The sequence below is a fragment of the Kitasatospora sp. NPDC004723 genome, from assembly GCF_040609255.1.
GTDB lineage: Bacteria > Actinomycetota > Actinomycetes > Streptomycetales > Streptomycetaceae > Kitasatospora.
On record NZ_JBEXJT010000021.1, the window covers coordinates 1 to 25,564 of the forward strand.

The window sequence follows — 25,564 nt, forward strand, 5'->3', positions numbered from 1 at the left end:
GACTGGGGCGAGGACGGCTACAACGACCTCGTCACCCTGGAGTACGACAACGTCGACAAGCGCCGCAAGCTGTGGACCTACCCCAACAACGGCCTGGGCACCGCGACCGTCAACTTCGGCAAGAGGAAGCAGGAACTCAAGGTCTTCTGCCCGGTCGCCGATCCCGAGGGCACCTGCCCGGCCGGCAACGACCACTGGCAGAACGCCAATGCCCAGATCCTGTCGCCCGGCGACCTCAACGGCGACAAGATCCCCGACCTGCTGGTGCGCGACGGCAAGCTGCTCTGGGCCTACTACGGCGCACGCAACGACTACCTGGACAACGCCGACCCGGTCCTGGTCGGCGGTGACGACTGGGACAAGTTCACCGTGATCGCCCCCGGCGACATCAACGGCGACGGCGTCCCGGACCTCTGGCTGCGCAACGAGAGCACCGGTGAGCTCCTGCGCTCCCACGGCAGCAAGGACGCCAACGGCGTCATCGACCTGGCCACCTGGGGCACCAAGGACCGCGCCGTGATCGGCGGCAACCTCACCACCGCCCTCTACCCGACGGTCGGCTCGGTCGGCGACATCAACGGCGACGGCATCGCCGACCTGTGGGCGCGCAAGGCCGACAACACGCTCTACGAGTGGTACGGCAAGGTGACCGGCGGCACGGTCAACTCCTTCTCCGACGACGTGACCGTCGACGGCGTCATCGGTGCCCGGATCCCCTCCGGCACCAACCTGGCCTCCGGCCAGGAGTACGCCACCGGCAACGCCAAACTCACCATGCAGGCCGACGGCAACCTCGTGCTGACCAAGGCCGGCAAGGTCTTCTGGGCCTCCAACACCGCCGGCAACCCGAACGCGTTCGCCCGGATGCAGGCCGACGGCAACCTGGTCGTCTACAGCGCCGACGGCTCCAAGACGCTCTGGAACACCCACACCGACGGCAAGCCCAACTCCTACGCGATGGTCCTCGGCCACGGCGTCCTGGTGATCTACAACGCCATCGGCCAGGGCCAGTGGACCAGCGGCACCCAGACCCGTCCCGACTTCAACGCGGACGGCAAGACCGACGCCCTGGCCCGGGACGCCAATGGCGACCTGTGGGTCTATCCCGGCAGCGGCGGCTCCGGCACCTCCACCTTCAGCGGCCGCTACTTCGCCGGCAACGGCTGGTGGCGCGACTACTGGACCGGCCTGTACCCCACCGACCTCAACAACGACGGGCACACCGACATCGTCGCGGTCAGCCGCGAGGGCCAGATGTGGCTCTACCCCGGGACCGGTCGCACCGACCGGACGGTGGCCGACCCGATCCTGATCGGCACCGGCTGGACCTACCCCACGCTGGCGTTCGGCGACATCACCGGCGACGGGAAGACCGACGTCATCGCCCGCGACAACGGCGGCACCCTCTGGCTGTACCCGGGCACCGGCGGCACCGGCACCAGCACCTTCAACAGCCAGGTGTTCTTCGGCAGCGGCTGGTGGCCCGACAGCTGGACCACCATCCGGATCGGTGACGTCAACGGCGACTTCAAGCCCGACATCATCGGCCGCACCGACGGCGGCGAGATGTTCGTGTACCCCAACACGAGCACCTACCAGAACCCCGCCCTCGGCGCGCGCTACAGCTGGGGCATCGGCTGGTGGCCGGCCGAGTGGAACCCGTTCGTGAGCGACTTCGACAACGACGGCAGGCTGGAACAGATCGGCCTCTACCGGACCGGTGACCTGTACGACTACCTGCCGGGCGGCCGGTCGCTGGTGGGCACCGGCTGGAGCTCGTTCTTCGACCTCCTCCTGTAGCACCTGTCCTCCAGCGCACCCCCGGTGCCGGCCCACCGCCGGCCCGCCGAACCCGCGACGGCCCACCGCCGTCGCGGGTTCGGCTTTTCCGCGGCGGTCCCGCTGCCCTTCGGGACCCTTGTTCCCCCGGCCCGGGACCTACGGCCCGCAGACCCGCCGCCGCCGGACCGGCAGGCTGTATCCCAGCAGGACAGCACGGCACCGAGGAAGACCCCAACACCGCACCGCTGCACAGCAGTTGAACCGCACTACGGCACAGTCGCACGGTCCGGTCCGACAACCGTCGGTCCGCCGAGGTCCCGCCCGGGACCCCCCACCGAGGAGCCCGTCATGGCCGTTCAGCACGCCGCCGCCCACCGCAGCTTCGGCACCCCGCTGCGCCGCACCGCCGTCGATGCCACCCCGCGCACCCTGACCGCGGCCGGCGCCGCCCTCGCCACCGCCCGGATCGCGCTCGGCGCGGTGTTCCTCTGGGCCTTCGCCGACAAGACCTTCGGGCTCGGCTACTCCACCGCCGACGGCCGCGCCTGGATCGACGGCACCTCGCCCACCGAGGGCTTCCTGAGCCACGTCGCCGCCGGCCCGTTCCGGGAGACCTTCCACTCGATGGCCGGCCAGGCTTGGGCGGACTGGCTGTTCATGCTCGGCCTGCTCGGCATCGGGCTCGCCCTGGTCGGCGGTGTCGCCCTGCGGATCACCGCCGTCGGCGGAACCGCGCTGCTCGCCCTGATGTGGGCCGCCGAGTGGCCGCCCGCCCGCCACCTCGCCGACGGCAGCGCCAGCGGTTCGACCAACCCACTGCTCGACGACCACGTGCTCTACGCCGTCCTGCTCTTCGCCCTCGCCGCCACCGGCGCCGGCCGCACCTGGGGCCTCGCCCGCCGCTGGGCCGCCCTCCCGATCGTCCGCGACCACGCCTGGCTCCGCTGACCCACCACCCCCGACAGCCGGGGCCGGTCGCGATCTCCCCCGCGACCGGCCCCGGCTCGTTCCGCTTTTCGGGCCTCCTGAGAAGCTGGCGCCATGCCCAGGAAGCGCCCACGCACCGCCACCATGGCCGAACTGACGGCCGGCCTGCCGCCGGTCCAGTACACCTACGGCGCGGGCGTACCGTCGCCCGGCGGCCGGGCGGAGTTCGTCGACGACCTCGGGCAGCGCTGGCGCAAGGTCCGCGGGCCGCTCGACCCCCGGCTGGTGAAGCGCCTGCTCACCACGGCCGACGCGGTGATCGTCGGCGGCGCCGGCGGCTTCGCCTTCCGGCACATCGCCGCAGCCGACCGCGCCGACACCTGGCAGGCCGTCAAGAACCGGCTGTCCGATACCGGCGAGTCCCCGACCTATCGCCCCTTCGAGTTCGTCTCGGCCGACGGCCGGACCCTCCTCTACCTGGAGGAGTGGTGCTGAGGCGCTCCCCCGTCGCCCTCACCTTGCGCAGTGGCGCTTGCCGGGCGCCTGCGGAACGTATCCGGAGTGGTCAATTCACCTGCGAAGGTGCGGTAGTGGCGCTAGAGTCGCGCCCGTAACGACCGCCGCCCCGACCGCCGGCGGAGCACACGGAGCACCCCGTACCACCGCACGCACCAGCGGCCCGGTCCGCCGCACCGGCGCCGGACCGGGCCGACATGCCGCCGAGCAGACAGGGACCCCGTGCCATGACCGTCCGACCCGGCCGACGAACGGCGACCGCCGTCGCCGCCGCCGCCCTCAGCACCGGAGCACTGCTGGGAGCCGCCCCCGCCGCACCCGCCGCCCCGGCCACCTCCACCGCCTCCACCACCACCCCCGCCATGACCGCGCTGCCGACCGGCGTGCCCGGGAAGTCCTACAGCGACCCCACCGGGGTCAACGGCGCCGGCGTCGTCGTCGGCTACGCCTACGCCTCCGGGCAGGGCGTCGAGGCCAGCGCCGTCCGCTGGGCCGCCGACGGCACCCCCGCCACCCTCCCGCCGCTGCCCGGCGAGAACTTCGCGCAGGCCCTGGGGGTGAACGACGCGAACCTCGCCATCGGCATCTCCTGGCCCACCGGCCGCACTTCCTGGCAGTCGACCGCCGTCCGCTGGGCCGCCGACGGCACGCCCACCGCCCTGCCCCCGCTGCCCGGCGACCTGTACAGCAGGGCGGCGGCGATCAGCGGCAGCGGCATCGTGGTCGGCACGTCCTACACCGGTTCCGCCGGCACCCACGCGGTGGCCTGGCGCCCGGACGGCACCACCGTCACCCTCGCCCCGCTGCCCGGCGACACCGCCAGCGAGGTCACCGGGGTCAACGCCGCCGGCCTCGCCATCGGCCGCTCCTACACCACCGTCGGCTCGTTCCACGGCATCGTCTGGAGCCCGGACGGCACCCCGGTCCGGTTCCAGAGCGGCCCGACCTCCGGCAGCGGCGACTGGCCGGTGGGGATCAACGACGCCGGCACCGTGATCGGCGTCGCCGACCGGCCGCAGGGGATCGGCACCAGCCGCCACGGCCTGGTCCGCTCGCCCGGCGGTGCCCTGCGCGACCTGGGCCCGTACACCTCGCCGACCGCGATCAACGCCTCCGGCACCGTCGTCGGCCAGTACCAGCCGGACCTGGGACAGCTCACCACGCACGCCGCCCGCTGGAGCCCGGACGGCACCCTCACCCCGCTGCCCCGGGAGCCCCTGACCGGCGGCAACTCGGTCGCCGTCGGGATCAACGGCTCCGGCACCGCGATCGGCTACGCCTGGGACGGCATCCCGGCCCGCCAGTACCAGTCGGGCCGGATCTGGGCGCCCGACGGCACCCTCACCAACCTCGCCCCCAACAGCTCCGACAACACCACCCTGTTCGTCAACGACGCCGGTCTGGTCGTCGGCCTCTTCCTGCTCCGCTCGCCGGGCAGCCTCTACCCCTCCCACCTGACGGTGGTCTGGCGCCCCTGACGCCCGGCCGCCCCGCCGGCCGGCCACCCCGCCGGCCGGTTCACACGCTCATGCCGTAGCCGATCTCCTCCGCGGCGACGCACCAGAACGAGTTCTCGTCGGCGACGGCCGCGGCGTCGAGCTCTCCGAACCCCTCCAGCAGCCGTTCGGTGAGCGCCTCGGCCGCCTCCTCCGCCGCCTCCCAGGCGGCATCGTCGTCCGGGCCGTCACCCGCGCCGTCACCCGGGCCGTCGTACGCGGCGGCCTCGGTGGCGGCCGCGTCGTAGGCGCGGGTGAACGCGACGAAGGCCGCGACACCGCTGTTCACCAGATCGCGCCCACCGCCCTCCGGCAGGCACCACAGCGAACCGTCGTCACGCCGGACCGCGAGCGCGCTCAGCCCCGGGTCGACCGCGACCAGGGCGAAGCGGACGCCGTCGACCACGCGTTCCGCGAACGGGGCGTCCTGCCAGGCGCCGGGGTACGGGCAGCCGGCGCGGCCGGCCAGGAGGGAGGCGAGTTCGGCGTCGTCCATGCCGGCAAGCTACCCCGCGCCACCGACATCGCCCTCCCCGGCCGCCTCCACCAGGACCAACGTCCCGGTGCTGCCCGTCCGGACGGCGTGCCGGGCGCCCGCCGGCACCCGGTACAGCTCCCCCGGTCCCACCGTCACCCCGGCCCCGTCCACCAGCAGTTCGAGCCGGCCGTCGAGCACCAGCAGCAGCTCGGCGTCCTCGTGCACCTCGACCGGCAGCGGCCGCCCGTCCATCCGCAGCACCTTCACCGCGGCCGTCCCCACCCGCCCGAGCACGGTGGAGTCCCACGGCGTCGGCAGCTCGGACGCCGTCGCGTACAGGTCGAGCGGGTTCATGGCGGCCTCCTCGGCGGCCCCGCCCGCCGGGGAGGCGAACGGGGCTCACGGTGGTGTTCGGAAGGGACGGCTCCGGACGCTACCCGACCACCCGCTCCGGTTGGTCGACCGTTCGGTAAAACCTCTCCGCCGCCTCCGGCCCGGGCCCGGACCCGGTGCCGAGTCGGCGTCGCAGCAGCACGGCGGCCAGCGCCGCCAGCGCGAATCCCGCTCCGACCCACGGGAGTTGGCGCACTCCCGGGCCGGCGACGACGAGTCCGCCGACCGCGGTGCCGAGGGTGATGCCCAGGTTGGAGAAGGAGATGAACAGGCTGTTGCCGAACTCCGGCGCGTCCTTCGCGTCCCGGGCCAGCCAGGTCTGGCTTACCACCAGCCCGCCCGAGTGCACCGCGCCCCAGAGCAGCACCGCGAGCACCATCGGCGCGGGCCACGGACCGACCGCCCGGACCACGGCGTAGACGAGCACGAACAGGACGGGGAAGGCGGTCACCGTCCGGACCGGGTGGCGTTCCAGCAGCCGCCCGAAGACGAGGTTGCCGAGCACCATCACGATCCCGAAGGCCATCAGCAGGGCGCCGACCGTGGACCCGCCGAAGTGCGTGACGCGCTCCAGGTACTCGGCGAAGTAGCCGTAGACGGAGAACATCGCGGCGAACACGGACACCACGGCCGCCAGCGCGAGCCAGAGCCGGGGGCGGCGAAGGATCCCCAGCTGGGTGCCGTAGGAGAGCCGCCGCTCGGCGGGCATCTCCGGGAAGAGCGCCAGGATCCCGATCAGGGCGAGCAGGTTGGCGCCCGCCCCGAACCAGAAGGCCGCCGCGAGGGAGACGTGCTCGGCGAGCGCGGAGGTGACCGGCACGCCGAAGGCGAAGCCGAGCGTCACCCCGGCGAAGACGGTGGTGGCGGCCCGGGTCGCCTTCTCCGGGGGCACCAGCCGGGCGGCGGCGGTGAGCGCCACCGCGAAGAACACCGGGTGGAAGACCGCCGGCACGATCCGGAAGACCAGCATCACCGCGAACCGGTCGGTGAGCGCGTAGACGGCGTTGGACAGGGCGAACACCGCGAGGGCGACCGCCAGGACGGTCTTGCGCCGCACCCCGGAGGCCAGCAGCGTCGCGAACGGGCCGGCGACGGCCACCACCAGCGCGAACACGCCGACCAGCCACCCGGCGGTGGAGGGCGGCACGGAGAGTTCCTCGGAGACCCGGGGCAGGACGCCGACGACGCCCATCTCCGTGGTGATGATCCCGAACACCCCCAGCGAGAGGGTCAGGACGACCGGACCGGTCTTTCCCATGGCAGACCAACCTACAAATCTAGATAGTTAGATGAATTTTCCGCGCAGAAAGGCCCGCAGGAGGGCGCAGCGGGGCACGGTGCGGCCTCCTCCGGGCGTCAGAGCTCGTCGCGGACGTACGCCGCGAAGGCGGCGATCGTCTCCTCGTCGCGGCGGTAGAAGGTCCACTTGCCGATCCGCTCCGAGACCAGCAGTCCGGCGTCCCGCAGGATCTGCAGGTAGCCGGAGACCACCGACTGGGCCAGCCCCGAGCGTTCGCGGATGTCCGTCACGCAGACGCCGATGTGGAAGCCGACGCCGCGCTCGCGGTAGTACGCCTCGTCGAAGTAGCGCTCGGGCGTCTTCAGCCAGTGCAGGAACTCCGCCCGCGCGGGGTTCGCGAGCGCCTTGTGAACGGCCAGCGGGTCCACCGTGCACTCCTTTCGCGAGCCCCTCAAGACGCATCCAATATTCTCGATACGAAGAAACCTGTCAACCCGCCCGGCGGTCAGCGGGAGAGGCCCGCGTGGTGGGCGAGGATGGCCAGGCGGACCCGGTCGCGGGCGGCGAGCTTGTGCAGCAGGCGGCCGATGTGGGTCTTGGTGGTGCCCTCGGTGATGTGCAGCCGGGCGGCGATCTCGGGATTGGTGAGGCCGTCGCCGACCAGGGCGAGGACTTCGCGTTCGCGGGCCGTGAGGGCGGCGACGGCCTGGCGGGCCCGGGCCCGCGCCGGGTCCTCGGGGGCGCCGGCCGGCCCGTCGGCGAGCAGCCCGGCGATCAGCCGGCGGGTGACCCGGGGCGCGAGCGCGGCCTCGCCGGCGGCCACCGCCCGGGTGGCGGCGAGCAGTTCGGCCGGCTCGGCGTCCTTGAGCAGGAAGCCGCCGGCGCCGGCGCGCAGCGCACCGCGCACGTACTCGTCCAGTTCGAAGGTGGTGAGGATCAGCACCCGGCTGCCCGACGGCCCGGCGGTGATCCGGCGGGTGGCCTCGATGCCGTCCAGGCCGGGCATCCGGATGTCCATCAGCACGACGTCCGGCCGTTCGCGGTGGGCGAGTTCGACGGCCTGCGCGCCGTCGGCCGCCTCGCCGGCCACCGTGAAGCCGGGGGCGAGGCGCAGGATGCCGGCGAACCCGGCCCGCACCAGGGCCTGGTCGTCGGCGACCACGACACGGATCGTCACGCCCCGGCCCCCGTCGCGGCGGCCGGCGGCAGCCCCGCGTCCAGCGGCAGGCCCGCCGTGACGCGGAACCCGCCGGACGGCGTCGGCCCGGCGAGGCACCAACCGCCGTACGGGGCCACCCGTTCGCGCATTCCGGCCAGGCCGCTTCCGCCGGACGGCGCGGCGGCGCGGGCGCGGCCCTCCGCTCGGCCCTCCGCTCGGCCCTCCGCGGGACCGTCGTCGGTGACCTCCAGCCACAGCTCGCCGTCCCGGTACTCCACCTCCACCCGGGCCGCCGCCGCACCGGAGTGGCGGACCACGTTGGCGAGCGCCTCCTGCACGATCCGGTAGCCGGACAGGCCGACGCCGGGGGCCAGTTCGCGCTCCCGGCCGCGGATCCGCACCCGCACCGCGACGCCCGCCGCACGGGTGCGCTCCGCCAGCCGCTCCAGGTCCGCCGCCGCCAGACCGGGCGCGGGGGCGGACGGCGGCTCGCCGGGCCCGGCGTCCTCGCGTAGCACGGCCAGCAGCGCCCGGATCTCGCGCAGCGCCTCCGCGCTCACCGTCCGGATCGCGGCGAGCGCCGCCCCGGCCGGCCCGTCCTGCTGCCCGGACCGCTCCAGCGCGTACCGCCCGTAGCCCGCCTGCACGCTCACCACGCCCAGGCTGTGCGCCACCACATCGTGCAACTCCCGCGCCAGCCGCAGCCGTTCCTCCGAGGCCGCGGCGCGTTCCAGGGCCACCGCCCGGGCGGCCAACGCGGCGGTGTGCGCGCGGTGGCGGCGCACCGCGTCCCCCACCGCCCAGCCGGCCGACTGCCCGATCACCGCGAGCAGCACATTGCTGCCCACCTCGGCGGGCGCCGCCAGGGTGACCGCCCAGCCGACGGCCTGCGCGCCGAGCGCCACCCGCGCGGCCCGCCGGTCCCGGGCCGCCGCCGTGTACGCCACCAGCGTCCCGACCAGCACCGCCCAGAACCCGACGACCAGCGCGATCGCGGGCTGCCGGCAGGCCACCACCGTTCCCGCCCAGGCGAACAGGGCGAGCCCGCAGGCCCCGACCGGGTCCCGCCGCCGGGCGGCCAGGGCCATGCCGAGCACCACGGTGGCGAGCAGGGCGACGGCCACGGTGGCCGGGCTGTCCGGCGGCGGGTTGCCGCGCCCGTGCGGGTCGAAGTGCCGGGCGGCTTCGAGCACCCGGGCGGCGGTCACGGCCGTACCGGCCAGCGCGGTCAGCGGGTCGGTCCACACCCGGTGCGCGGGCGTCAGCCGCTTGGTCCACGGGACGGGCGCGACCCGCTCGTCGTTCTCCACCCGGCCAGGCTAGCCACGGGCGGGCGGGCCGGCATCCGACCACGGTCGTATGCCCACGGCCGGACGCGCCGGACGATCCCGGGGCGCCACCGTGGGGGCCGCAGAGACCAGCCCGCCCCCTCGGAGGAACAGCCCCATGGCGCACCACCCGCCGCACCACCGTTCACGCCCGGCCGTCGCCGCGCTCACCGTCCTGCTGGCCACCGGCGCGCTGGCCACCACGGCCGTCCCCGCCGCCCGGGCCACCCAGGCCGCCGGGGCCGCCGTCACGCGCACGGGCACCGGTACGGGCGCCACCGCCCCGATCCCGATCACCCTGCCCGCGCCCACCGGCCCGCTGCCCGTCGGCACCACCACGCTCCACCTCGTCGACCCGCAGCGCCCCGACCGCTGGGCCCCCACCCCGCGTCCGCGCGAACTGATGGCCCAGCTCTGGTACCCGGCCGCCGCCTGCGGAGCGCCCGGACACCGGCTCGCGCCGTGGACGGGTCCGGCCGAACAGGCCCACCTGGAGTCCGACTACCTCGGCGCCGCCCCCGGCCGGCTCGCCTGGCCGGTCACCCACTCCCGCGAGAACGCACCCGCCGACCGCACCGCCCGCCACCCGGTGGTCCTCTACTCCCCCGGCTCGCGCTCCGACCGCTCCTTCGGCACCCTCGCCGCCGAGGACCTCGCCTCCCGCGGTTATGTGGTGGTCTCCCTCGACCACACCTTCGACGCCGGTGAAGTCGTCTTCCCGGACGGCCGGCTGGAGGTCCGCAACAAGCCGGCCGTGTTCGCCATGACCGACGAGGAGATCGTCGCCTACCGCACCGCCGACACCCGCTTCGTCCTCGACCGCCTCACCGACCTCGCCGCCGGCACCAACCCCGACGCCGAGCAGCGCCCCCTCCCGCCGGGCCTCGGCGCGGCCCTGGACCTGGGCGCCGTCGGCGTGGCCGGGCACTCGATGGGCGGCGCCACCGCCGTCCAGACCCTGCACGACGACCCGCGCGTGCTCGCCGGGGCCTCCCTGGACGGGCCGGTCTTCGGCACCGTCGCCACCGACGGCCTGGACCGCCCGCTGCTCCTGTTCGGCGCCGCGGACGACCGGCCGACCCGCGACGCCATGTGGGACTCGCTCTGGCCGCGCCTCACCTCCTGGCGCCGCCAGCTCCTGATGGACGGCTCCGGGCACGGCAGCTTCGCCGACCTGGAGGTGCTGTTCTCCGCCGCCCGCTCCGCCATGTCCTGGACCGACGAGGAGGTCGACCACCTCATCGGCACGGTCCCACCGCTGCGCGCCGTCGCGGCCCAACGCGCCTATCTGGCCGCCTTCTTCGACCTCCACCTCCGCCACCGGCCGACCCCGCTGTTCACCGTCCCGTCCCCCGCGAACCCGGAGGTCCACCTGGTCCGCTGACGGCGGCGGCGCCCACAAGAAGCACCCCGCGATGACGGGCCGCGCCACGCTCCTCGTGCACGGCTTCGGCTTCCACGTCGCCGTCCTCGACGCGCCCGGTCACGGCGACCGCCCGCGCGGCGCGGACGACGAGCGCGACATCGCCGCCCTGCGCAAGGCCCAGGCGGCGGGCGAGCCGGTGGGCCCGATCGTCGTCCCGTACAACGCCCGCCTGGCCGAGTCGACGGTGGGCGAGTGGCGGGCGGCCCTGGACGCCCTCCAGGAGCTGCCGGAGATCGGCGCCGACGGGCCGGTGGGCTACTTCGGCATCGCCCTGGGCACCGCGCTCGGGATTCCGCTGGTGGCGGCCGAGCCGAGGATCAGGGCGGCCGTCTTCGGTCTGCACTGGCCCGACGCCCTGACCGAGTACGCGCGGCGGATCACCGTCCCGGTCGAGTTCGCCCTCCAGTGGGACGACGAGCTCATCCCGCGCGAGGACAGCCTCGCCCTGTTCGACGCCTTCGCCTCGCAGGAGAAGACCCTGCACGCCAACGCGGGCAAGCACTTCGACTTCCCGAGGTTCGAGGCCGACAGCGCCGCCAGGTTCCTGGCCCGCCACCTCGGCCACTGAGTCGAGCGATCCCCCGCCGCCACGCACCCTCCGGCGGCGGGGGATGAGCAGCCACTCACCGAGAACGCCGCCCACCGACCAGGTGGCGGGGCCGTCCCGGACGCCGTCGCGGTGGCGACGGCGTCGCGGGCACCGCCGGGGCTTCCGTAGGATCTCGTGCGTGGCCAATCGACGTGACATCGAGCGCGACGTCCTGGGCGCCATCGCGGAGTTGTCGGCGTGCGGGCTGTCGACGGGCGAGCTCTTCCGCGGCCTCCACACCCTGCTGGCGGGCCCGCTCGGCTTCGACGGCGGCTGCTGGCACGGCACCGACCCGGTCACCGGCTTCCCCACCTCCACCGTCGCCGACGGGCTCGACCCCAGCCGGTTCGAACAGGCCGTGCACCTGGAGATGTTCAGCGAGGACAGCACCAACTTCACCGCCATCCGCGCCGCCGGACACCGGGTGCAGACCCTCGACCGCGCCACCGGCGGCCACCGCGAGACCAGCATCCGCTACCGGGAGTTGCTCCGGTCCTGCGGCTACGGGGACGAACTGCGCATCAACTTCGACCTCGGCGGCGGCCGCTGGGCCAGCGCCGCCTTCATGCGCGGACACGGACGCGGCCGCTACGGCCCGGCCGAACTGCGGCTGGCCGAACGCATCACCACCCCCATCGGCGCCGCCCTGCGCAACGCCCACCTGGTGACGCTGCGCCGGGCCCGCACCGACGGGCCGGTGCAGGCCGGCCACCCGCCGGCCGTCGCGATCCTGGACGGGCAGGGGCGACTGCGCTCGGCCGACGCGGGAGCCCGCGAGCTGATCCGGCGGATGGCCGAACCCATCTCCCACGCCTGCGCCGTGCCCACCGGCTTCCTCACCGTCGCCTGCCAGGCCGCACGCAACGCCGGCACCTCGGAGGTGCGGGTGTGCACCCCGGACGGCCAGTGGTTCGCGCTGTACGCGTCGCCGCTGGACGGCGGCGGCGGCGGGGGCGGCCGGGGTGGCGGGGGCGGCGAGGTCGCCGTCCTCATCTCCCCCGCTTCGCCCCTGCACCGCCTGCCGGTGGCGATCCTCGCCCACGGCCTGTCCCCGCGCGAGCGCCAGGTCGCCCTGCACGCGGTGCGCGGCAGCAGTACCAAGGACATCGCTGCGCTGCTCCACCTGACGGTGCCCACGGTCCAGCAGCACGTCACGGCCATCCTCGACAAGACGGGCGTGCGCAACCGGCGCGAACTCGTCGCCCTCCTGACGGCCGATCACCTGCCGACGCTCGGCCTGCCTCCGCGGACGTAGCGGGGATTCCCGCAACGAGCGGCCGGCCGGTCCGAGGACCGGCCGGCCGCCGGAGACGGGCCGTTCAGTCCCAGGGGTTCGCGGGCTGGCCGCTGATCGCGGTCCAGAACCGGGTGCCCGTGGGCAGTGTGCCGTTGGCCCACAGGCCCCAGCCGTGGCCGTCGTGGAACTCCGCCATCCGCCAGCCGCCGCCGAAGCTGCCGGCACACTTCGCGTCGGCGACCGCGAGGCTCGGGAGCTGCCAGCCGGCCAGCCCGGTGGTCGCCTTCACCTCACCGCCCGCCCAGGCGTGGAACCCGCTGGTGGGTATCCCGTTGGGGGCCGAGCGTCCGTCCTGGCGGATGCACAGCACCGGCAGCACCGCGTTGGCGGGGTGGTCGCCCTGGTACGGGTTGCTGTGGCTCAGGTCGTCGAACCCGACGTGCACCAGGTTGTCCGCGCGCTGCTCCAGGGTGGTCCAGGTCATGCCGGCGTGCCCGCCCGGGGCACCCCAGACCGTCTCGTAGGTGGTGCGGTCGATGTCCCACTGCTGGAGGGCGGAGCCGCCCTGGGCGCAGACGTTCGCGATGAGCGTCCAGCCGCCGTAGCGCTTGCCGACGTTGTCCAGGCACCAGCCGGTGTCCGGGTTCCTGATCTTCATCCCGACCAGGCCGTAGAGCGCCGGCGAGGGTTCGTAGCGGGTGATCGAGAACAGCTGCTTGGCGTCCCACGGCGCGCAGGACTTGACGGTCGGCTTCACCTCGGTGAAGGACAGGCAGCCGTGGCCGCGGGACTCCGCGAGCATGAACTGGTCGGGCCCGAGCCGGTTGATCACCCACATGCCGGGGTTGTCCGACGGGGCGCAGGGGTGCATGTCCTGGCCATTGACCGCGCCGTCCGGACAGCGCTGGGAGGCCTGGTTGAGCAGCACGGTCGCCGGGCCGTCCGCCGAAGCGGCGGTCGGCAACAGCCCCAGACCCGCCAGTGCCAGCGCGAGCGCCAACAGGACACGTCTGACTGAGGTGAAACGCACGAAGCACTCCATGGTTGGTCGACTGGTGCAGGAAGAGGAGCGGGCCGGCCCGATCGGCCCCCAGTTTGTCCGTGTCCGGTCGACATCCGGTATCCGAGTTTTCTAGGAGGGCCCGCCCCCGCGCTCCCACCGAGCCTGTTGACCCTCACGCGACGGGAGGATCTAGCGTCCGGGGTCATGAAGATCATCGTTCATGACACGGCGAGCGGGATGCTCGCGATGTTCCGGCGTCCGATGGCCGAACGCAGGGACGCCCTGAGGGAGTTGTACCGTCCACTGGAGGGCGCGATGAGCGCGGTGATGGGCGAGGTCGACCTGGTCGCGATGCACGAGCGCCTGGGCGGCGGCTGCCGGCTCGACCGGGAGGACGACCGGTACCTGCCCGCCGTGCGGCGGATGCGCGAGGCGGGCGTCTGGCAGCGGGTCGAGGAGACGCTCGCCGCCGCGTGGGAGCGGATCGACGGCGCGGTGCCCGGCGTCGCGCACGCCGACACCGTGCACGTCGTCCTGGTGCTCGGCGACCCCGACGACGAGCACCTCACCGTCCGCAGCAGCGGCTACCTCGGCATGGGCGGGATCCCGGGCGCGATCCAGCTGGTCATGTGGCCCACCGAGACCGCCCTGGCCAGGATCGGCCACGCGGCGGCCCACGAGCTCCACCACAACGTGCGCTACGCCAACGTGGCCTGGAACCCGATGACCGTCACCGTCGGCGAGCAGGTCGTCGCCGAGGGGCTGGCCGAGGCCTTCGTCCGGGAGCTGGCCGGCGAGCGGGCCATGGGCCCGTGGGCCACGACGCTGACCGGCGAGGAGCTGGAACGCGCCTACCGGAAGGTCACCGCCGGGATCGACGTCGCCGGGATGGCGAACCTGCCCCCGTACGTGCACGGCGACGCGACGGCGCGGATCCTGGGCTGCGAGCCGGTCGGGCTGCCGGACTTCGCCGGGTACGCGGCCGGGCTGCGGATCGCGGACGCCCATCTGGCCGCCACCGGGCTGACCGCCGCCGCGAGCGTCGCGCTGCCCGCGCGGGAGGTCCTCACCAACGCGGGCGTGCCGACGACCGCCTGACCGGGCCGACGCTCCGAGCGTTCCAGGGCGGCGGAGTGGGAAGTCGGCGGGTCCGACTTCCCACTCCAGCGGCGGGTCAGCCCGGGATCCGGGCCCCGATGCCGTCGAGGACGAAGCCGAGGCCGGTCCGGAAGGTCCGGTCGGCGTCCAGGTGGGGGCCGTCGTGCACGACCGCGGCCAGCGCGGGGAACCGGCCGGTGGCGAAGGTCCGCCGCAGATACGGCCCGAGGGCGGCCTGCCACTGCTCCGTGTCCATCCCGCTGGTCCGCTCGGCACGCCGCTCGGTGACCTCCCGGCGCACCGCGCCGACCACGTACGCGGTGACCGCGCCGATCGCGGGAACCGCGACCTCCAGGTCGACACCGCCCATCGCCGCCGCCACCGTCTCCCCGCAGGCCAGCGTGTGCGGCCCGAGCTGCGGCCGCCCACCGATCAGGTCGGCGAACCACTCGTGGCGCTGGGCGGCCCCCCGGGTGGCGTCGGCGAGGGAGTGCAGCACCTCCCGCCAGCCGTCGCCGGACGGACGGATCTCGGCGTAGACCTGGTCGACCATCAGGTCGAGCAGCTCCTCCTTGGTGTCGATGTAGCCGTACAGCCGCATCGGCCCGACGCCCAGCACGGCCGCGACCTTGCGCAGCGACACCGCCTCCAGCCCGTCCGCGTCGGCCAGCCGGATCGCCGACCGCACGATCCGCTCCCGGCTCAGCGGGGCCGGCACCGGCCGCTCCGGCGGCTCGGGCCTCTCCCACACCAACATGCCATCACCCTACAGGGGTTGAGCGATACAGTGTATCGACCGATACAGCGGATCGCCGGGGGGCACCCATGACCATGAACATCGCCATCGTCGGAGCCGGCCTCGGCGGCCTGCTCCTGGCCCGCGTGCTGCACGTGAACGGCATCGACGCCGTCGTCTACGAGCGCGAGGCCTCGCGCGGCGCACGCGCACAGGGCGGCATGCTCGACCTGCACGCCGGGACCGGGCAGCAGGCGCTGCGCACCGCCGGTCTGATCGAACGGTTCCACACGATCGCCCGGGCCTCGGGCCAGGACATGCGCCTCCTCCAACCGGACGGCACCCTGCTGTGGCAGGAGGACACGCCGGACGACGCCCCGCTCGACCGCCCGGAGGTCGACCGCGCCGATCTGCGCAAGCTCCTGCTGGACGCCCTCCCGGAGCACACGGTGCGCTGGGGGCGCGCGTTCGAGTCCGCCGACGACGGCCGGCTGCGCTTCGCCGACGGCGGCAGCAGCGCCGCGCACGACCTGCTGGTCGGCGCCGACGGTGCGGACTCCCGGGTGCGCAGGCTGCTCAGCGACGCCCGGCCCGTGCACACCGGTCAGAACGTCGTCGAGCTCGGCATCCCCGACGTCGACCGCACCCACCCCGACCTCGCGGCGATGGTGGGGCGCGGCAACTACTGGGTGCTCGGCGACGGCCAGTCCCTGGCGGCACAGCGGAACGGCGACGGCCGCGTCCGCGTCTACCTCGGCTTCTACGACACCGGTGAGGACTGGTTCGCCGGCAGCGGGATCCCGTTCGACGACCCGGCCGCCGCCCGGGCACGGCTGATCGAGCTGTTCACCGGCTGGCATCCACGGTTCGCCGCGCTGATCGCGGCCTGCGACGACACGGTCCTGCCCCGGCCGATCACCACGCTCCCGGTCGGCCTGACCTGGCCGTCGACACCGGGCGTCACGCTGCTCGGCGACGCCGCGCACCTGATGCCCCCGGTGGGACAGGGCGCCAACATGGCACTGCTGGACGGCGCGCGGCTCGGCCTCGCCCTCGCCGCGCACCGGGACGACATCCCCGCCGCCGTCGCGGAGTACGAACGCGAGATGTTCGAGCGCACCGCTGCCGCCGGCCGGCAGTCCGCGCGGATCCAGGAGCTGCTGGCCTCGCCAGACGCCGCTCGCAAGATGCTCGCGTTCTTCCAACCCGCCTGAAGGCGAACGGCGGTGGAGTGGGAAGTCGGAGGGGCCGACTTCCCACTCCGGGGTTCAGTGGGGTGTGGCGGTGGAGGTGGCGGGACGGGGGGCGGGGTGGCGGTGGTCGCCGTGGTGGCGGGTGGTGAGGGGGTAGGCCCACGCCAGGAGGGCGAGGAGCAGCACGAACGGGAGCACGGTGCAGAGCGCGGCGCCGCCGGCGACGGCGGGCGGCGGTGCGCTATCGCGGGGTTCAGCGGGCATCGGTGAGGTCGAGTTCGGCCCAGACGGTCTTGGCGTTGGGGTGGCGGGGAACGGTGCCCCAGCGGTCGGCGAGGGCGTCGATCAGCACCAGGCCCCGGCCGGACTGCGCGTCCGAGGCGCTGCGGGCGGTCGGCAGGACCGGGAGGACGGGCAGGCGGTCGCCCCGGCAGTCCGAGACCTCGATCCGCAGGGTGGCGCCCCGGCGCACAAGGGTGGTGAGGCGGAGGTGCAGCTCGAATCCGCGCCCCGCAACGCGACCGTGCCTGATCGCGTTCGACGCCAACTCCGCAACGATGATCAGAGCGGAGTGGAAGGGCTCACCGAACGCGGAATCGACTCCCCAGAGGGCGAGTTGGCGTCTCGTCACGGCGCGGCAGAGGCAGGCTCCTTTGGGTGTGGCGTCGAGTGTGATGGTGTGGCGGCGGGGGTTGTCGAGCGGAATTTCGGTCGTCATGGAGAAAATCGTGGCGGCCCGGACGTACGCTGACCACGAGTCCGGCGGGCACGGAGCGTGCTTGTGCGGACGCGGAGGGTCGGCCGGTCGGGGCGGCCCGGATCATTCGGTCGCATACACGTGTGAGCAGGGGTGATTCCCATGGTGAGTGGCGTCGAGCGCACGGTCTTCGACGACGGGGAGACGGCGGAGAACTCGGACGGGGTGGCCGAGTTCTACAGCGCGGTGGGGAAGTTGATGAAGATGTTCCGCGAGCGGGCGGGGCTGACGCAGCGGGAACTGGCCGACATCATCGGCTACAGCGAGGACATGCTCGGCGCGGTCGAGCGGGGGAAGCGGACGCCGAGAGTCGAGATCCTGACGAAGGTGGACGACGCGGTGGGCGCGGGCGGGGCGCTGAAGCTCATCGCGGACGACGTGATGAGGGCGAAGATCCGGGTGAGTGAGCGACACCCGGCATTCTCCAAGGCCTTCACGGCCGAGGAGTCGAAGGCGATCGAGATCCACGAGTACAACAGCCTGCAGATTCCCGGACTGCTGCAAACGGAGGCGCACGCACGGGCGCTGTACGACATGCGCAGGCCGTGGCTCTCCGTCGAGGAGGTCGACGGGTGGGTGGCCGCGCGCATGGCCCGGCAGGAAATCCTGAGCCGCTGGCCGTTGCCGCTCATGAGCTGGGTGATCGACGAGAGCGCCCTTCGTAGGCCGTTGGGCGGCCGGGACATCCACCAGGCCCAACTGCGCCACCTCCTCAAGGTCGCCGAGATCCGCGGCGTGGAACTCCAGGTCATGCCGCTCGATCGGACAGAGAACGCGGGCATGGGCGGTTCGTTCATCCTCCTCACGCCGAGCGGCCGCACACAGATCGCCTACGTCGAAGTGCAGCACGTGAACAGGCTGATCACGGATCCGGCCGAGGTCCGTAAGATGGCTGCACGGTACGGCACCCTGAGGGGTCAGGCGCTCACCATGAGGGAGTCCCTGACCCTGATCGAGCAGATTCTGGGAGAGCGGTAGGCATGGCCGAACTGGCGTGGTTCAAGAGCAGCCACAGCAGCAATGAGGGCGCCGCGTGCGTCGAGGTCGCCGAGACCCCCGGCACCGTCCACGTCCGTGACTCCAAGGACAAGAGCGGCCCGCAACTGGCCTTCGAGCCGGCCGCCTGGAAGGCGTTCGTGTCCTTCGCCGCGAACGCCGACGTCTGAAACACCACCCCACCGACGGCCCGCCGCTTCCCCAGCGGCGGGCCGTCGGCGCATCCTGAACCCATGACCGAGCCGACCTGGTTCAAGAGCAGCCACAGCAGCAACGAGGACGCCCAGTGCCTCGAAGTCGCCAAGACCCCCGACACCGTCCACGTCCGCGACTCCAAGGACAAGACCGGCCCCCAGCTCGCCTTCGACCCCGCCGCCTGGCAGGCGTTCGTGAACTTTGCCGCAAGCTACGACATCTGAGCTACCACCACGATGGCCCGCCGCTCCCCAGCGGCGGGCCATCTGCGTTCCCGGCACTCAAACGCCACCCCTGCCGACAAGAGACAGCTGGACGGCTTAGCCGACGGATTGATACGCCTTGAAAAGTTGCTGACCCCGCACCGCAGGGAGTACTCCTGGTAGCGAATCGACTACAGAACGGGGCGACCCGCCGAGGCGGATGTTCCACCTCAGCCGGGATTGCACAACCCGGACACCTGGTCGAGCTGTTGATCCCGTCAGTACCACCAGCGAATTGGAGCGCAGCACAGATGGCAACCGCACCGTGGGGTACCACCCGCATGGGGCCGTTCACGGCCACCGTCCCGGTCCCGAAGTACCTGCCCACCATCGACCCCGAGACGCAGGTCGCCGTGTTCGTGGACGAGCACGGCCGCACCATCGAGATGGGCGGTCACGGCACCAGCACGAGCGGCCTGACGCCCACCGCGACGACGCCCGGGGACAGGTCCAGCCCTGGTGGCGCAACTGACTCGGACAGCACCGAGTCGTACGACCAGGACCAGAGTTCCGACTGATGCGCGACAGCAGGTCGGTACTGGCGCTGACCAACCCCTACGACGTTGACAGCGGACGTGGTGCTGAGACTTCGCGCTACCGTCAAGACCTGATGACGTGACGCGCACACCGATCGAGGTACCCGCGTCGGTGACACGTGCGGTCGCGTCGTCTCTCGCCGAACTCCTCTTGCATTACGGCGCGTTCGACTTCGCCGTGACCACCGCAGGCGACTGGTACTTCCTCGAGTGCCATCCGCACGGCCAATGGGCGTGGCCAGCCGGCGCAGACCACCGCCGCCATCGCCCATGCTCTTGCCGACCAACTGGAGAAAGGCCCCGACACGTGAGCACATCGGCTCAGCTGCGCAGCGCCCTGACGGAAAGCCTCGCCGAGGACGGCACCCTCACCGGACCCGAGTGGCGCAGCGCGGCCGCCGCGGTTCCCCGCGAGCTGTTCACGGGGTCCTACTTCCTTCCGGTGGCGGGCACCCTGCCCACCAGCTACCGACCCGTCCGCGAAGGCGAGCCCGGGTGGCTGGAGGGTGTCTACTCCGACCAGACGCTGATCACCCAACTGGACGGGCGGGTCAGGCCCGACGACGTGACCGAGGACGCCGTGACCGGCTCCCCGTCGTCGTCGTCCACCCTGCCGTCCCTGGTGCTGCAGATGTGGCAGCAGCTCGGCACGGAGGCCGGTCACCGGGTGCTGGAGATCGGCACCGGAACCGGGTACTCGACCGCCCTCGGCGCGCACCGCCTCGGGGACGCCAACCTGACCAGCATCGAGTACGACCCGGTGGTCGGCGGGGCTGCCGCCACGGCGCTCAAGGCGGCCGGGTTCGCGCCCCGGCTATTCATCGGTGACGGGCTGCGCGGCGCCCCACAGGATGGGCCGTACGACAGGCTCATTGCCACGTGCTCGGTCCGGTACATTCCCATGCCTTGGCTGCACCAGGTGAAGCCCGGCGGGAAAATCCTGGGCACCCTCTCCGGGTGGAGCTACGCCAACGCCCTCGCGCTGCTCGACGTGACCGGCCCCGGAGAGGCCGCGGGCCGGTTCCTCCCCGGGTACACGAGCTTCATGATCGCCCGGCCGCACGACCGGCCGCCGCGCGCGACGCTGGCCCTGCTGCCCGGGGAGGAGCGTCCAAGTCAGATCGACCCCGCGAAGCTCGACGACTGGACCGGAGGTTGGATCGCGCAGCTCGCGGCTCCCTCGGCCGAGCGCATGGGAGCGGGAGCCGAACAGATCCTCTGGGACGTGGCCACCGGTTCGCAGGCGCGGACCACGCCCAACCCTGACGGTGGGTGGACAGTCGTCCAACGCGGTCCCGTCCGCCTGTGGGACCGGGTGGAACGGGCCGTGCAGCGCTGGCAGGCCGCCAACGAGCCGCACCAGGAACGGTTCGGGATCACGGTCTCGGCCGCCGGACAGCGGGTCTGGCTCGGCACCGAGGCCGGGCCGGGCTGGAGCCTGCCCATCTGACGTGATCGATCCATGCGGGTGCACGCCGACCGCGCCGCCCGGGCGTGCGCCGCCGTGGCAACCCGGCCCACCACCGAGTGCCTACGGCACGGGACGGGGACGGTGACGGCCAAGGCCGTCCAGCGCGGCTCCGGTTGGGCCCCCTCCCCCAACCGCGCGCGTGGGAAGTCGGCCGGCCCGACTTCCCACGCGCGGACCTACGAGGCAGATGCCCTCACCTACGAGCAGGAGAGCGGGGCGAGGCCGCCACTGGTGAACACGTAGCTGACCGATCGCTTGTCCGGTCCCGGATAGGAGACGACCACGGCGCTCCCGTGGCTGTTGGTTCCGCCGTACTTCGGCGTGATCTGCGTGTAGGCGCGTCCGCGCAGATCGGCGGCCCAGGTCGCGGTGGGATCGGTCCAGGTGATCACGTCTCCGGCGACGTGGACCCAGTCGATGGCATCCCCCTCGACCACCGTCACCGGCGCCGGCCACCCCGCCCTCCAGGCGTACAGGTTCTTGTTGCCCGCTCCGGTCCACGCCCAGGTGGTTCCGTCGCTCGCCGAGGCCGGCGAGCCGTCGGCGGCGGCCAGCGCCTCGGGGAGGCTGCTCGGCGCGCCCTGCTCGGTGACCCCGGTGAGCTTGGTGGGGGTGTCGATGGCGAAGGCCTCCGGCCAGACCAGCGTGTCCCCGGCGAAGAACGAGGGCGCCATGCGCCCGGTGTGCACGATCCGGTCGCTCCCCGAGGCGAGATCGTAGAGATGGACCTGCCGCTGGACGTCGGCGAGCTTCTGGTCCTTGGACCCGTCGCTGAATCCCTGGACCCAGGTCGCCTTGCCGTTGTTGACCCACGGGTACAGGAACGGGCCGGGCACCGCGTTCCCGTCGGCGCCGACCTGGGTCCTGGCGATGCTCCTGGGCTCTCCGCCGGCCCGGGAGTCCCAGGCGAGCAGCTCCCACTTGGAGCCGACGTCGTTCGAGGCCAGGACGCTGAACACCAGCCAACGGCCGTCGAAGTCGGCCAGGCCGAGGCCGCCCTGGCCGGCGTTGGCGGCGGTGTAGACCGTGGTGCGCTCGCGCCCCTGGTCACGCACCCAGACCAGGGCCACCCGGCCGTCGTGCCGGCTGGCGGCGATCACCGAGGAGCCGTCGGGCGACACGGCCATCGGGTCCAGGGACTCGCCCGGCGCCGCCTGGAGGGCGCCGGCGGTCTGGGCCCGCTTCCAGGCGTCCGGGGTGTCCACCTTGCAGAACGGCTTGCCGGAATCGGCCGCGGGCAGCGAACCGGACGGCTGGGAGGACGCTGCGCTGTTCGGAGTCGGAGACCCTGCTGTCGCCTCGGACGTGCGCGGCGTCGACGAGCACCCGAAGGTGCCCGCCAGCGCCACGCCCACCGCTGCGATCAGCAGTCTCCTACCAGTTGTAACCACGGCCGCCCATGATCGTCACGAGGGTGCTGTTGGGCATTCCGCTCCGTGCCGGCACGCTGGACCACACGGTGGTCGCCGAGTCCAGGTAGGCCGCCCAGTCCCCGTCGTAGCCCTGGAACGGGAACCAGTGGTAGATCGTCGTGCCGCTGTTGGGGTGGCCGACGAGGTGCGGGCCGTTGTAGACCTCCATCGCGTTGCCGACCAGGGAGGCGCCGGCGTCGGTGTCGGCTATCAGGCGGCTCTTGAACGCGGCGACGTCCGAGCTGCTCGGGGAGTAGGGCAGGTCGACCCGGACGTACTGGAACCCGCCCGACTCGTCGTTCAGCTGCTTGCCCATCGCGTCCACGCCGGTACCGCCGTTGTTCGGCGAGATGCCGACCCAGTAGGCGAAGGTTCCCTGGTCGTACTTCCAGATCCCGCGCATGCCCAGGGCCATCACCAGCGTGGCGGGCCCGCAGTAGTTGTTGTACCACTGGCCCTGGTGGGTGTTCGCGAGCATGTTGGTGGTCGCGGTCGTCAGGGACTTGGGCTTGTTGGCCGCCATGTACGCCTCCTTCGAGGCGAGCTGGGCAGCGGTGGCGGGCGTGCCGCCCCAGCCGTCCTTGGACCTGTCGTTCCGGTCGTCGACGGCGGCCTTGGCCGCCCCGACCTCCTGCACGGACAGGGTGCCGTTCCCGACCGAGGGCGCGGACTGGGCCGCGGCGACCTCGGGACCGATGAGTCCGGCGATCACGAATGCGGCCAGCACCCCTGCCGTGGTGGCCTTCGCGGCAACTGCCATGATGTCTCCTTCGGATGATTGGTGGGCTGTGGGGACGGGCCTGCCGAGAATCCGTCGAAGGAATCCGGCCGTCGACCGTGTCCGAGTGCCCTGAGTGCTTGTCCACTCGGCCCGTCGGCCCGCCACCGACTCTTCCAGGCCCCGGCAGGCAGGTCGTTGGCGTGCAGTCCACAGTGCCTTGACGGAGAGTCGACTCGGTCGTCCTCGGCCACCCTGGGTGGATGTCGAATCACTCATCGACCGACGGAATCATCCCGTTCGGGCGCATACGGCCCACCCGGGAGGGGCCGGACCGAGGAAACCCTTGAACGGGCCGCACCGCTGGCTGTAAACACGTGGCCATGCTCCCTGAGACCACGTTCCGCAGTGCCGACCTGCCTCCCGCCGAACGCTTCGAGTGCTGGCGGGCCCTCATGTCGGAGACGCACGCACCGATGGAAATGCGGAGTGGGAACACCGCCGATTTCCAGGTGAACCAGCGGATCATTGCACTCGGCGAGATGACCGTCTATCCGCTGGAATGCGACCCCCTCACCTTCCTCCGCACGCCGAAGCTGATCGCGAGGTCCGACCCCGAGGCGTACCACCTTTCGCTCGTCAGACGCGGGGCCGGGGTGGTCACCTTAGGAAAGGACACCGTCGCGCACGGCGCATTCGAGTACCACACCAGCGACACCGGACGCCCGTTCGAGGTCGACACCGGCCTGGAGCCCTTCGAGATCACCGGAATCGAGATACCCAAGGCGCTCCTTCCGCTGCCCCCGCGCACCGCCGAGCAGGTCATCGGCAAACGCATCTCGGCCCGGGACGGCATGGGCGCCCTGCTGGCCACCTTCCTCACCCAGGTGACGAGGGACAGCCGCTCCTACCAGCCGGCCGACGCCCCACGCCTGGGCAACGTGCTCGCCAACCTGGTCGCCGCGCTCTTCGCCGGCGTCCTCGACGCCGACCGGTCCTTGACCCCCGAGACGCACCGACGCACCCTGACGCTCCGGATCATGGCCTTCGTCCGCGACAACGCCGACGACCCGGAGCTTGATGTCCCCGCGATCGCCGCCGCGCACCACATCTCCGTCAGCTACCTCCACCGCCTGTTCCAGCTGGAGGGAAGCGGCGCGACGGTCTCGGGCTTCCTGCAGCAACAACGACTCGCGCGAGCGCGCCGGGACCTGGCGGACCCGCTGAACCGGAGGGTGCCGGTGAAGGCCATCGCCGCCCAGCGGGGCTTCAGCCACGCGGCCGCCTTCAGCCGGGCGTTCCGCGACGCCTACGGCATGCCCCCCACGGACTTCCGGACGAAGTCCCTGCTCCCCTGACGCCGGCCGCGCCCCGCCGGGACGGCCCGGTGGCCCCGGTGGGGCACCTCGTCGCGTAGCGGAAGGTCACCGGAACCGCCTGCCGATCAGTGCCATGATCGGTTCGGTACGGGCGCGTTCACGACTGGAAGGTGATCACAGATGCTGCTTCGCGATGTCGGGCACGGCGACGTCGACGCCTACGTCCGGATGCGGTGCGACCCGCTCATGATGGCCGAGTTGGGCGGTCCGCAGCCCCGGGAGGGAATGGCGTCGAGGGTGGGCCGGGACATCGAGCGGGTGGCGGCGGGCACGGACTGGATCAAGATGATCGTGCCCGACGCGGCGGCGCCGGACGTGGTCGCCGGGGCCGTGAACCTGTGGATGCAGGGGAGCGGGGACGAGCGGACCACCGAGATCGGGTGGATGGTGCTGCCGGAGTTCCAGGGGCGGGGGCTGGGCAAGCGGGCGGTCCACACCCTGCTGGAGCAGGCCCGCGAGGACGGCCGGTGGGGGCTCGTGCACGCCTACCCGGCGACGACGAACGCCCCGTCCAACGGCATCTGCCGCACGCTGGGCTTCCGCCTCCTGGGCGAGCAGGACACGCCCTTCGGGGACCGGGTCATCCGGTCCAACCACTGGGTCCTGGACCCGCGCGGCGATCTGGCCTGAGCCCCGGGCGGTGGCGCGGCGGTCAGCCAGCACGGGCGCGCAGGTGGGCGCTGCGGCCCTTCACCTGCCCGGCCGACCGCACCCACCCGTTCAGACCGCCCGCCGCTCCTCCGCGGCGGGCGGTCTCCGGGCTAGACGCCGGTCTCGTACGTGACCCAGGTCGTGCGCTCGGCAAGGGTGTTGTACAGCGCCTGGGCCTGGTGGTTGTCCTCGGCGGTCACCCACTGCACGAACGTCCGCCCCTCGGCGGCGGCGAGTGCGCGCAGCTGCTCGATGAGCGCCCGTCCGACGCCCCGGCCGCGGACCTCGGGATCGGTGAACAGGTCGTCGAGGAAGAGGCCCGTCGTCCCGGTGTACGGGGAGGGGACGGGGCGGTGGTGCGCGAATCCGACGACGGCTCCGTCGACCTCCGCGACGAGGGCGTCGCACTCGTGCCCGGGATCCGTCAGCCAGGCCCAGGCGCGGGAGACGACCTCCTCGGACTCCTCCAGCCGGTAGAACGCGCGGTACTGGCGGAACAGCACGCGCCAGCGGGCTTCGTCGGCTGCGGCGAGGGGGCGGACGGTCGGGGAGTTCGTGCTCATGTGGTGCTCTTTCCTTACGTGG

28 protein-coding genes and 1 pseudogene are annotated in these 25,564 nt (G+C 72.9%); 16 read left to right on the forward strand and 13 right to left on the reverse strand.

Features of this window, described 5'->3' with window-relative positions:
* From ABZW10_RS20830 to ABZW10_RS20845, 4 genes are all read left to right on the forward strand, one after another.
* Window positions 1-1,800 (forward strand): FG-GAP-like repeat-containing protein (locus ABZW10_RS20830; RefSeq protein ID WP_355367791.1); only part of this gene is annotated, 1,800 nt, incomplete at its 5' end.
* Window positions 1,801-2,130: 330 nt separating this feature from the next.
* Window positions 2,131-2,730, forward strand: a complete 600-nt coding sequence (locus tag ABZW10_RS20835; protein WP_355367794.1) for a hypothetical protein — start codon at window positions 2,131-2,133, stop codon at window positions 2,728-2,730.
* Window positions 2,731-2,823: 93 nt separating this feature from the next.
* Entirely contained in the window at window positions 2,824-3,204 is a 381-nt protein-coding gene (locus tag ABZW10_RS20840) for a hypothetical protein (protein WP_355367797.1), read from the forward strand.
* 248 nt (window positions 3,205-3,452) lie between these two features.
* Window positions 3,453-4,703 carry a hypothetical protein gene (locus tag ABZW10_RS20845; protein WP_355367800.1) on the forward strand — a complete coding sequence of 417 codons (1,251 nt, stop codon included), beginning with the start codon at window positions 3,453-3,455 and terminating at the stop codon, window positions 4,701-4,703.
* Between the two features lie 40 nt (window positions 4,704-4,743).
* On the opposite strand, the gene ABZW10_RS20850 is transcribed toward ABZW10_RS20845, so the two are convergent.
* The 6 genes from ABZW10_RS20850 to ABZW10_RS20875 all read right to left on the reverse strand — a co-directional run bounded on the left by ABZW10_RS20850 (window position 4,744) and on the right by ABZW10_RS20875 (window position 9,301).
* Window positions 4,744-5,217, reverse strand: a complete 474-nt coding sequence (locus tag ABZW10_RS20850; RefSeq protein ID WP_355367803.1) for an SUKH-4 family immunity protein — start codon at window positions 5,215-5,217, stop codon at window positions 4,744-4,746.
* Between the two features lie 9 nt (window positions 5,218-5,226).
* Entirely contained in the window at window positions 5,227-5,553 is a 327-nt protein-coding gene (locus ABZW10_RS20855; RefSeq protein ID WP_355367806.1) for a cupin domain-containing protein, read from the reverse strand.
* 79 nt (window positions 5,554-5,632) lie between these two features.
* Window positions 5,633-6,850, reverse strand: coding sequence for an MFS transporter (locus ABZW10_RS20860; RefSeq protein ID WP_355367809.1), 1,218 nt, complete (start codon window positions 6,848-6,850; stop codon window positions 5,633-5,635).
* A gap of 98 nt (window positions 6,851-6,948) precedes the next feature.
* The gene (locus tag ABZW10_RS20865) at window positions 6,949-7,260 is read right to left on the reverse strand and encodes a helix-turn-helix transcriptional regulator (protein ID WP_355367812.1); all 312 of its coding nucleotides are present in this window, start codon (window positions 7,258-7,260) and stop codon (window positions 6,949-6,951) included.
* Between the two features lie 77 nt (window positions 7,261-7,337).
* Complete coding sequence (locus tag ABZW10_RS20870) at window positions 7,338-8,009, reverse strand: response regulator transcription factor (protein WP_355367815.1); 672 nt, start codon at window positions 8,007-8,009, stop codon at window positions 7,338-7,340.
* A complete protein-coding gene (locus ABZW10_RS20875) occupies window positions 8,006-9,301 on the reverse strand; it encodes a histidine kinase (RefSeq protein ID WP_355367818.1) in 1,296 nt (431 codons plus the stop codon). Before ABZW10_RS20875 ends, ABZW10_RS20870 begins: the two co-directional genes overlap by 4 nt.
* 136 nt (window positions 9,302-9,437) lie before the next feature.
* Between ABZW10_RS20875 and ABZW10_RS20880 the strand changes: the two genes are divergently transcribed.
* The 3 genes and pseudogenes from ABZW10_RS20880 to ABZW10_RS20890 all read left to right on the forward strand — a co-directional run bounded on the left by ABZW10_RS20880 (window position 9,438) and on the right by ABZW10_RS20890 (window position 12,589).
* A complete protein-coding gene (locus tag ABZW10_RS20880; protein WP_355367821.1) occupies window positions 9,438-10,703 on the forward strand; it encodes a lipase in 1,266 nt (421 codons plus the stop codon).
* 1 nt (window position 10,704) lies between these two features.
* A pseudogene (locus ABZW10_RS20885) lies at window positions 10,705-11,313 on the forward strand (alpha/beta hydrolase); the annotation flags it as partial.
* A 160-nt stretch (window positions 11,314-11,473) separates the two neighbouring features.
* Window positions 11,474-12,589, forward strand: coding sequence for a helix-turn-helix transcriptional regulator (locus ABZW10_RS20890; RefSeq protein ID WP_355367825.1), 1,116 nt, complete (start codon window positions 11,474-11,476; stop codon window positions 12,587-12,589).
* A 64-nt stretch (window positions 12,590-12,653) separates the two neighbouring features.
* Here ABZW10_RS20890 and ABZW10_RS20895 read toward each other — a convergent pair whose 3' ends face one another.
* A complete protein-coding gene (locus ABZW10_RS20895; protein WP_355367828.1) occupies window positions 12,654-13,601 on the reverse strand; it encodes an RICIN domain-containing protein in 948 nt (315 codons plus the stop codon).
* A 177-nt stretch (window positions 13,602-13,778) separates the two neighbouring features.
* Here ABZW10_RS20895 and ABZW10_RS20900 point away from each other — a divergent pair, with 177 nt between their 5' ends.
* Window positions 13,779-14,672, forward strand: coding sequence for a DUF2268 domain-containing putative Zn-dependent protease (locus ABZW10_RS20900; RefSeq protein ID WP_355367831.1), 894 nt, complete (start codon window positions 13,779-13,781; stop codon window positions 14,670-14,672).
* Between the two features lie 76 nt (window positions 14,673-14,748).
* On the opposite strand, the gene ABZW10_RS20905 is transcribed toward ABZW10_RS20900, so the two are convergent.
* On the reverse strand, window positions 14,749-15,429 hold the full coding sequence (locus tag ABZW10_RS20905) for a TetR/AcrR family transcriptional regulator C-terminal domain-containing protein (protein WP_355367834.1): 681 nt from the start codon (window positions 15,427-15,429) through the stop codon (window positions 14,749-14,751).
* A gap of 74 nt (window positions 15,430-15,503) precedes the next feature.
* Between ABZW10_RS20905 and ABZW10_RS20910 the strand changes: the two genes are divergently transcribed.
* Window positions 15,504-16,622, forward strand: coding sequence for an NAD(P)/FAD-dependent oxidoreductase (locus ABZW10_RS20910; RefSeq protein ID WP_355368129.1), 1,119 nt, complete (start codon window positions 15,504-15,506; stop codon window positions 16,620-16,622).
* Between the two features lie 54 nt (window positions 16,623-16,676).
* Here the strand turns inward: ABZW10_RS20910 and ABZW10_RS20915 are convergent, their stop codons facing one another.
* Together ABZW10_RS20915 and ABZW10_RS20920 are read right to left on the reverse strand one after the other, a co-directional pair.
* On the reverse strand, window positions 16,677-16,865 hold the full coding sequence (locus ABZW10_RS20915) for a hypothetical protein (RefSeq protein ID WP_355367837.1): 189 nt from the start codon (window positions 16,863-16,865) through the stop codon (window positions 16,677-16,679).
* The gene (locus tag ABZW10_RS20920) at window positions 16,855-17,319 is read right to left on the reverse strand and encodes an ATP-binding protein (RefSeq protein ID WP_355367840.1); all 465 of its coding nucleotides are present in this window, start codon (window positions 17,317-17,319) and stop codon (window positions 16,855-16,857) included. The genes ABZW10_RS20915 and ABZW10_RS20920 overlap by 11 nt, the downstream gene beginning before the upstream one ends.
* Before the next feature lie 141 nt (window positions 17,320-17,460).
* On the opposite strand from ABZW10_RS20920, the gene ABZW10_RS20925 reads away from it, so the two are divergent.
* From ABZW10_RS20925 to tgmC, 5 genes are all read left to right on the forward strand, one after another.
* Window positions 17,461-18,336, forward strand: coding sequence for a helix-turn-helix transcriptional regulator (locus ABZW10_RS20925; protein WP_355367843.1), 876 nt, complete (start codon window positions 17,461-17,463; stop codon window positions 18,334-18,336).
* A 2-nt stretch (window positions 18,337-18,338) separates the two neighbouring features.
* Window positions 18,339-18,524 carry a DUF397 domain-containing protein gene (locus tag ABZW10_RS20930; RefSeq protein ID WP_355367846.1) on the forward strand — a complete coding sequence of 62 codons (186 nt, stop codon included), beginning with the start codon at window positions 18,339-18,341 and terminating at the stop codon, window positions 18,522-18,524.
* A 63-nt stretch (window positions 18,525-18,587) separates the two neighbouring features.
* Entirely contained in the window at window positions 18,588-18,773 is a 186-nt protein-coding gene (locus tag ABZW10_RS20935; protein ID WP_355367849.1) for a DUF397 domain-containing protein, read from the forward strand.
* A gap of 290 nt (window positions 18,774-19,063) precedes the next feature.
* Window positions 19,064-19,330 carry a putative ATP-grasp-modified RiPP gene (gene tgmA, locus ABZW10_RS20940; protein WP_355367852.1) on the forward strand — a complete coding sequence of 89 codons (267 nt, stop codon included), beginning with the start codon at window positions 19,064-19,066 and terminating at the stop codon, window positions 19,328-19,330.
* A gap of 325 nt (window positions 19,331-19,655) precedes the next feature.
* Window positions 19,656-20,798 carry an ATP-grasp peptide maturase system methyltransferase gene (tgmC, locus tag ABZW10_RS20945; protein WP_355367855.1) on the forward strand — a complete coding sequence of 381 codons (1,143 nt, stop codon included), beginning with the start codon at window positions 19,656-19,658 and terminating at the stop codon, window positions 20,796-20,798.
* A gap of 218 nt (window positions 20,799-21,016) precedes the next feature.
* Here tgmC and ABZW10_RS20950 read toward each other — a convergent pair whose 3' ends face one another.
* Complete coding sequence (locus ABZW10_RS20950; RefSeq protein WP_355367858.1) at window positions 21,017-22,210, reverse strand: hypothetical protein; 1,194 nt, start codon at window positions 22,208-22,210, stop codon at window positions 21,017-21,019.
* On the reverse strand, window positions 22,194-22,991 hold the full coding sequence (locus tag ABZW10_RS20955) for a hypothetical protein (RefSeq protein ID WP_355367861.1): 798 nt from the start codon (window positions 22,989-22,991) through the stop codon (window positions 22,194-22,196). The genes ABZW10_RS20950 and ABZW10_RS20955 overlap by 17 nt, the downstream gene beginning before the upstream one ends.
* Before the next feature lie 341 nt (window positions 22,992-23,332).
* On the opposite strand from ABZW10_RS20955, the gene ABZW10_RS20960 reads away from it, so the two are divergent.
* The gene (locus ABZW10_RS20960; RefSeq protein WP_355367864.1) at window positions 23,333-24,307 is read left to right on the forward strand and encodes an AraC family transcriptional regulator; all 975 of its coding nucleotides are present in this window, start codon (window positions 23,333-23,335) and stop codon (window positions 24,305-24,307) included.
* Between the two features lie 141 nt (window positions 24,308-24,448).
* Window positions 24,449-24,958, forward strand: a complete 510-nt coding sequence (locus tag ABZW10_RS20965) for a GNAT family N-acetyltransferase (RefSeq protein WP_355367867.1) — start codon at window positions 24,449-24,451, stop codon at window positions 24,956-24,958.
* Window positions 24,959-25,089: 131 nt separating this feature from the next.
* Here ABZW10_RS20965 and ABZW10_RS20970 read toward each other — a convergent pair whose 3' ends face one another.
* Window positions 25,090-25,542, reverse strand: a complete 453-nt coding sequence (locus ABZW10_RS20970) for a GNAT family N-acetyltransferase (protein WP_355367870.1) — start codon at window positions 25,540-25,542, stop codon at window positions 25,090-25,092.
* Window positions 25,543-25,564 lie beyond the last annotated feature (22 nt).